This window comes from Sphingomonas sp. BAUL-RG-20F-R05-02 (assembly GCF_022662305.1).
GTDB lineage: Bacteria > Pseudomonadota > Alphaproteobacteria > Sphingomonadales > Sphingomonadaceae > Sphingomonas.
Genome location: NZ_JAKNQH010000024.1, coordinates 20762 through 27553, shown reverse-complemented (window position 1 = coordinate 27553; position 6792 = coordinate 20762). Strand labels below are relative to the sequence as shown.

Sequence of the window (6792 nt, the reverse complement as noted above, 5' to 3'; positions counted from 1 at the left end):
TCTGGTAGGCCTTAAATGCGTGGCGTCGATCATCAACTGGTCGGGCTTGCGTCCTTCGCCGCGAGGCCGGCGAAGATCTTGTTGAACACACCAAGCCGGCTCCAACGGATGAAACGATTGTAGATCGTCTTTGGCGGCCGGTACTCGGCAGGGGCGTCGCGCCAGCGCAGACCGTTCCTGAAGCGTAGATGATCCCGCTGATGATCCGACGATCATCAACCCAAGGCACCTCGTGCGATAATGGGAAATACGGTTCGATGCGGCGCATCTGCGCCTCCGACAACCAGATCAGATCACTCTTAGTAGCGCCTCCTTGCGCCACCATTGAACCAACCGATCAACATCCCCGCGCGCGATTTAAAAGGTCCTGAGCCTAGCAAGATCTCTGTTCCAGAGCCGGCGTTGCCCTTAGCCTTCAGTCTGCTTAATCTAGGCAAATGAGCTATTTTTTCCTTGCCGTTGCAATTATCAGCGAAGTGATTGCCACAGCGTTCTTAAAACAGTCAGAGGGCTTCACGCGTCTCGTTCCGTCACTAATCATGATTGGAGGCTCCATAATCACATTTTACTCCATGTCGCTTGCTCTCAGGACCATTCCAACCGGGGTGGCATATGCCATTTGGTCCGGCATCGGGATCGTCCTCGTCGCTGCAATCGCGTGGGTCGTTCAGGGGCAAAAACTTGATACGGGCGCGCTCGCAGGCATGGGCTTAATAATTTGCGGTGTTATTGTAATGAACGTGTTCTCGGGCACCAACGGGCACTGAGCCTGCGTCGAAAGCTGCTGGTCCACTGGACTTGGCGTCTATCGCGCCAGCTGCAAGTAGGATGAAAATGTGCTTGCTGCTCCTGCTTCAGCGGTGCGCGACTGCCCCGCTGGAGCTTTGTGCAGGTGCGGCCCGAGTGACCTGACTACTGCCAAGCCGGCGTTGTCGTAGCCATTCGTTTAAATCTGCGCTGGTGCTCGGACGGCCTTGAGTTCACGTGCTGGAATGGTGAGTTCGTCCAAGCCGCCTTCATCATCGATGCAATGGGTTCAACAACTGCTAAAAAGTATCGGGCGAAATAGGGGCAAGATCAACGCAAACTGATCCACCAAGGATCATAATCGATGGTTCAGTGCAGGTGGCGGAAGCGGCCGCTCCCGCTTTGGCGAGGAGGTCTGTGTCATTAAGGTCACGGTGGTCGATCCACCATTTGGCGTCCGTGATGACGCAGCAGGCGCGGTAATCACTGGAACCAGCTGGTGGGATCGTAGCGATGATTGCCGCGAGACGCTTAGCCCGGATAGTCGAAGCCCACGCCGCCTGTTGATCGCTCCCGGACAGCAGTGGCAGATCAAGGTGCGCAATCGCAGCGCTGGCGCCAGCGATCACGTCGGCTTGTTCCGCGCGTTTCTCGGCGACGAAGCAGCTCTTGCACTTCGTTGTTTTCAGCCAAGCTGCCTTGCGAGCCATCTGACTGGCAAAACCGGAGAGATAATGGGCCTGCTCATGACCGCAGGCATGCGCGATATTGTATTCCATAAAACGACAATGCCGAAGATTGACCAAAGCGCAAAGTGCTTGAGTCAGGCTGAATCAAATCTGCGGTGAGTTGCCAGTGGTCAAATCCTTCCGCGCTCAGGCAGGTGTGACGCCATGGGCGTTGACTATATCGGGTCCGACCAACGTGCCGACGAGCCGAACCCGCTTTTCGATGAGATCAACTGGTGTACGATGCAGCTCAAGCGCATAGCGGCCACCACGATCCCGACGCAGGTAGAAGGCTGCACCGTCACCGATCAGCGTACCGATCTCATCTACTCGTGATCCTATTACTAGCATGTTGATCTCGGCAAAAATTTGAACCTGCGTTCGGGCCGTCCTTATCCACCGCACGGCAGATTGATGATCAGCGATCCCGCTCTAAGCGTTTGCGATCGGCTTTGCGCGCCCGGCTGATTGCCGCTGCGCGTTCGCGCGCGCGGCGTTCAGACGGCTTTTCATAATGACGGCGAAGTTTCATCTCCCGGTACACGCCTTCTCGCTGCAGCTTCTTCTTAAGTGCGCGCAACGCCTGATCGACATTGTTGTCACGGACGATGATCTGCATAAGTGGCTTTCGAGGTTGTGGCCAGGGCGATGCAGCTCTGTAGGTCAGGCAGGCAGCGATGCCAAGGCGAAGCAATGCATGATGCGTTGCAAAGCCGAGGCAGCGATCCTCCTTAGATGCGTACCTTCAGCGCGACAGTTGCTTACGTGTCCGCCATCAATGATGTCTCATAGATTTCGCGCGAGGGAAACATCATAAACATTAGAAAATCCCAAACCTTTTTATAGCGTTGGGCGAAGGTCCTGAAATCAAGCACATTCATAGCAGTATCGTAGTAGCTTATGCTATAGGTTGTATTGAGATCAATTTGGTTTTACCAACGTTGACGTTAACGGCGAGAAAATCATCCTTTAGCGTGACTAATGCGTATGTGTGGCTTGCGGGCGAGTCTACTTGTTAAAGCTTGGGCAAATACTACTTGCATTTAAAAAGGCGAAAACAGCGAATAGCGATATTACTTTTGTAGATTTTTACGTGAATTTCGTGCCATAATAGACTTTAATGTATTTCCGCGAATTGCTAGCTGGTTCTGACAAATCGTGGAAGTTGGTTTTATTTCTTTTTGAAATTCCACCCCCTTTTCAAAGCTCGCATGCGCGGTTGTAATCAAACCATGACCAAGACGGCTCAGTGTCAACTCTTGCTCGTTCGGAAAAGCCCGCATCTGCTCTGCGTCGGTGGTAAATTTCGAGCAATACCCTAGCGCAAACTGAGCTTGGCTCCACTCGTAAAGATCATACGCAAGCGCCTTCGAAAAAGGCCACTCGGTTTGAGTTGGGGGGCGTTGTGTCCACGCTTTATCAAATTGCGCCTGGTCTTCGGCAACAGCGCTCTGCGCTGCCATTAAAATCAAAAGCCCAAGCATCTTCTTCTCCGAATCGTCATCGTTGGACAGGCTACAAATCACCATTTCGCCATTTGATGCAACGCGCAGGATGTGCCGGTACAACGTTGTCTGTCTTAAGCGAAATCGGTATCATCATGCTCCTGTGGACCAGGTGTTCAAGCCTTAAACACGTCCGAATGGCGAGTAATAGTGAAATATTGCATGGAGGCGGCCCTTCTCCGCTAGGCGCCAATTTAGCCGTAGAAGAAGGGGGCTGCGACGTTACGTTCCTTGTTTTTGGAACTTGGTTAGCGAGTTGGACTGGGACGCCGAGAGCTAATCTTGCTCTTTGCCATCAAGATGCGTTTCCTTGCGAATATCCGGTGATATTTAGGCAGATGTCTTATGTCACATATTGTACAAATAATGAATCCTGCAAGACTTCCAGAAGTCATAGAGGCGTAAACGTTGTTGCCGCAGGAGTATATGTCTGCAACAACAACGCTAAACAACGCTAAACAACGCTAAACAACGCTAAACAACGCTAAACAACGCTAAACAACGCTAAACAACGCTAAACAACGCTAAACAACGCGGTTGTTCAAGGCGGTGTACGCAGGATCAGGCCTTGGTTATCGCCAACCTGGCTGTCGTGGTGCGAGCGGTGTTGGCTTCACGTTCGCAAGTAGCCTGCGCAATGCTTGCGCTAGATGACACTCGGTTGTGGTTGACCGACAATTTGGCGCAAATTGCGCGTGCTAGTATGGTCGCACAGGCAAAGATGATGAGTACTGTTGGGTGCATGGCAGCTTTACAGAGTTCCGGCCGTGGCCGTTTAGCCGCCACGGCTTCAAGCATGAGCTCGCAGGGGCGGAAAAGCTAAGGTGTGATGCAACAGTCAAAGGCGGAGATGAGAGCGAAAGGAAGGTCCGAACGCTTCGAGCACGTAATTGCGTTCTGGGCCCAATCTGCAAGTTTACTAGAGGGTGGCAGCCGCGATCAGGGTTGAAACAGCGAGCCAGCATTCGGGAGTATCTAACCTATGCAAGCACTGCTAATAACTGCTGCTATATCGAGCGAAGCTCAAACCGGACATTATGTTCATTCACCCTTAAGGTCCTGTGGAGTCAATCATCAGTCCGACCGGGTTAATAGGTAGATTATACATGTGCGGAACCAACGATGAGAAAATTCTCAGCTGAAGACGTATGGGCGCTGTTCATTGCTGCGATCCTTGCCGTCATTAGTGTCAAGACCGGCTGGCTTGATTATGTGCGCATAAAACTTCATTATGGCATGCGGTTTCGGCTGGATGATTTTGCCGGAGCGTGCCTGATATTCCTCGCTGTGGCGCTCGTTATGTTCGTTCGCCGTGAATGGCAGTTACGTGCGTTGTTGGGGCAATCTGTTGTTCGAGAACAGGTGGCCCATGATGCTGCTCGTCGAGATTACCTCACTGGACTTCCAAACAGATTAGCATTGATGGAGTATCTTCAGAGTTCGCAGGGGATAAGCATAGCATTTCTTCTTGTGGACCTTGATGGTTTCAAGGCAGTCAACGATGCACATGGTCATGCGGCAGGAGACACCGTTCTTAAAGCGATATCCGAGCGCCTACAGAGAATTTGCGCTGATGTAGGCGGGATTGTTGGTCGACTCGGCGGAGACGAATTTGGCTTCATCATAACTATGTCGACTGACAAAAGTTTAACGTTTATTACAGACCAAATTATTGAGTATATAAGTGAGCCGATCCAGCTGACGACCGGTAGGGTCAGTATTGGCGCTTCGGTGGGTAGTGCCACTTCGATGAACGCTCAAGATAACCCCAACATCTTGCTACAGAACGCAGATCTAGCGATGTACCGCAATAAGCCAAGGACACATGTAGACTGCCCGTTGTGCTCGGGTAGGGCGGTAACACCCAAAGTGAGTCCTGTACCCCGAGAAAGCTAATCCGAACCTATGCTTACCATCCCAGATGAATTTGTGATGCAGGCGTTCAAATAGGGGCGATGCCGCCGCGGTGGCAAAGTCCGATCCGGTCTCCTGAAGGATATTTATAGGGGTTTAGTATAGGACGGAGCCCACGTTGGTTAGATCGCGTGGATCAGTAAACAATCTGGAGATGTCTCCCTACGGGCATCATCACACGTAGCTGGGAGCGTCGCCGTGCGCGGCTTCGGCGCTCAAGGAGCAACGCCCAAGTCAGCCTACATTCGTAGCGCGATCTGTCCCGCCGAAGGCATAGCGCGGGTCTGCTCCTGTGTTTTTGCAACGCCTAAACAATGACGCTGGGCCTGGCATAGACCGCACTTGCCCTCGCACCCTGCGCCTATATCGTGATGCTCATAGATGAGGCTGGATGGCACATGACCGGCAACGTGCTGCCCAACTGCATCTTTACATCCAATGACATCATCGTCGATCATTGCTGCGAGGCATGGAACAAACTCGGCGATCAGCCTTGGAGCATCACCAGCTCGGCTGTAGAGAAACGTCGTCGGTTCTGATGAGTGCAAATTCGTATGAGATACGCCGATCAGGTGTGGGTGCTGCCTTACGATAAGCCGGGGGCAACGCTCATATGCGCTAACTTTAGGGTTCGTGCAGGCCGCTGCGGCATTCCCATGCCATGCGGGATGGAAACGGACTACGCCGACCAGCACGTCGATTGCGTAAGCACCGGCTATCGGTAAAGTCCCGCCAGTTTTTTCAAAGGGAGTACAAAGATTATGAACATTGCCGATCTGACCAAAGGCGTCGCAGAGGCGACTGGCTCGACCGACGCTGACGCGAAAAAGGCGATTACGGCCGTATTCGACCAGATCGCGAATGCCGCAGCGAAAGGAGAGGAAGTTTCCATCCCGGGGTTCGGCAAGTTTACCGTAAAGGATCGTCCGGAGCGTCAGGGCCGCAATCCGTCAAATGGTGAGGCGATCACCATCGCGGCATCGAAAAAGGTGGCATTCACGCCAGCCAAGGGGCTGAAGGACAAGCTCTGATATCAACGTGGCGACTTCGGGCGGCTGCCGGGTACACTCGGGCGTAGAGCATCCACTGACCTGTGGAAACGCTCAACGCATGGAGCGCTTGCTGCTTGAGTGGTATCGCGCCAGTCAAAATCCCAAGCCAACCGAAGCGAGCAGTCGTTTAAGGCGGTTGGACGGGGCCGAAAGATTCTCTTCCGGCCTCGTCTTCTGATCGTTTGTCTCGTAGCTGAAAGACGACAAGTGGTTTCTGCGACAGGCAGCTATTCTTCTCAGTTGCTGTCGTCTGCCGCGATTTGAAACAACTTGGCCCGAGCTGCAAGCTACGGCGCTAACTCCCTCTCCTGACGAGGATTACGCAGGCTCCAGCCACCAGCGAGCTCACCCTCTGCCATTTCTAAGCCGCTTCTTGCCGCCGCAGAGTGATATCGCGGAGAGCTTGGCGTGGGCGGCGCTCGCTTCCACACGCGATGTAATCGGTAGGAAAGTCGCCGGAGATGACCCACCAGCCGAACCAACCGGGCTGTTCAACACTATTAACAGCCGAAATCCAAATAATCAGCGTAACATGCCGCGCAGGCCAGTCTCCCACAGTAGGAGACTGGCTACCTTCGTCGGCCAAATATGAGAGAACCTGTTGACGTTGCCCGACGCACCAAGCGTCGTCCTCTCCCTCGGCAAGGTCATTAAGCATCACCCGACGCTCTCATGACCCAGAGCCGTCAGCAAGACCCTAATGTGGTCTACTGGTCGGTAGCCTAACCCATGGCGAGACGCGAACCCGCCAAACAGCTTCGTGAAAAGCTGCCCGCACCGACCGCGTCGAAGCCCGACCGCAAATTAGCGCTGCAATGCATGTCCGCAAATGAAAAGTGCAAAAAT

Annotated in this window: 9 protein-coding genes and 1 pseudogene; 4 read left to right on the top strand and 6 right to left on the bottom strand. The window is 53.2% G+C overall.

Annotation, left to right across the window (positions count from 1 at the left end; translation table 11 throughout):
- Positions 1-325 (bottom strand): annotated as a pseudogene (locus tag L8F97_RS20750) (transposase); the annotation flags it as partial.
- Positions 326-437: 112 nt separating this feature from the next.
- On the opposite strand from L8F97_RS20750, the gene L8F97_RS20745 reads away from it, so the two are divergent.
- Positions 438-767 carry a DMT family transporter gene (locus L8F97_RS20745; RefSeq protein ID WP_242154408.1) on the top strand — a complete coding sequence of 110 codons (330 nt, stop codon included), beginning with the start codon at positions 438-440 and terminating at the stop codon, positions 765-767.
- 279 nt (positions 768-1046) lie between these two features.
- Here L8F97_RS20745 and L8F97_RS20740 read toward each other — a convergent pair whose 3' ends face one another.
- The 4 genes from L8F97_RS20740 to L8F97_RS20725 all read right to left on the bottom strand — a co-directional run bounded on the left by L8F97_RS20740 (position 1047) and on the right by L8F97_RS20725 (position 3043).
- Positions 1047-1526 (bottom strand): hypothetical protein, encoded by a 480-nt coding sequence (locus L8F97_RS20740; RefSeq protein WP_242154406.1) that lies wholly within the window; start codon positions 1524-1526, stop codon positions 1047-1049.
- A gap of 96 nt (positions 1527-1622) precedes the next feature.
- Entirely contained in the window at positions 1623-1826 is a 204-nt protein-coding gene (locus L8F97_RS20735; RefSeq protein WP_242154404.1) for a DUF5818 domain-containing protein, read from the bottom strand.
- A gap of 67 nt (positions 1827-1893) precedes the next feature.
- Entirely contained in the window at positions 1894-2094 is a 201-nt protein-coding gene (rpsU, locus tag L8F97_RS20730) for a 30S ribosomal protein S21 (protein ID WP_242154402.1), read from the bottom strand.
- A 454-nt stretch (positions 2095-2548) separates the two neighbouring features.
- The gene (locus tag L8F97_RS20725) at positions 2549-3043 is read right to left on the bottom strand and encodes a hypothetical protein (protein ID WP_242154400.1); all 495 of its coding nucleotides are present in this window, start codon (positions 3041-3043) and stop codon (positions 2549-2551) included.
- A gap of 1059 nt (positions 3044-4102) precedes the next feature.
- Between L8F97_RS20725 and L8F97_RS20720 the strand changes: the two genes are divergently transcribed.
- From L8F97_RS20720 to L8F97_RS20710, 3 genes are all read left to right on the top strand, one after another.
- On the top strand, positions 4103-4876 hold the full coding sequence (locus L8F97_RS20720) for a GGDEF domain-containing protein (RefSeq protein WP_242154398.1): 774 nt from the start codon (positions 4103-4105) through the stop codon (positions 4874-4876).
- A gap of 416 nt (positions 4877-5292) precedes the next feature.
- Positions 5293-5433 (top strand): hypothetical protein, encoded by a 141-nt coding sequence (locus L8F97_RS20715; protein WP_242154396.1) that lies wholly within the window; start codon positions 5293-5295, stop codon positions 5431-5433.
- A 222-nt stretch (positions 5434-5655) separates the two neighbouring features.
- Positions 5656-5925: an HU family DNA-binding protein gene (locus L8F97_RS20710; RefSeq protein WP_242154394.1), complete on the top strand. Its 270-nt coding sequence runs from the start codon at positions 5656-5658 to the stop codon at positions 5923-5925.
- Positions 5926-6307: 382 nt separating this feature from the next.
- Here the strand turns inward: L8F97_RS20710 and L8F97_RS23060 are convergent, their stop codons facing one another.
- On the bottom strand, positions 6308-6604 hold the full coding sequence (locus L8F97_RS23060) for a DUF4826 family protein (protein WP_409929075.1): 297 nt from the start codon (positions 6602-6604) through the stop codon (positions 6308-6310).
- Between the last annotated feature and the right edge of the window lie 188 nt (positions 6605-6792).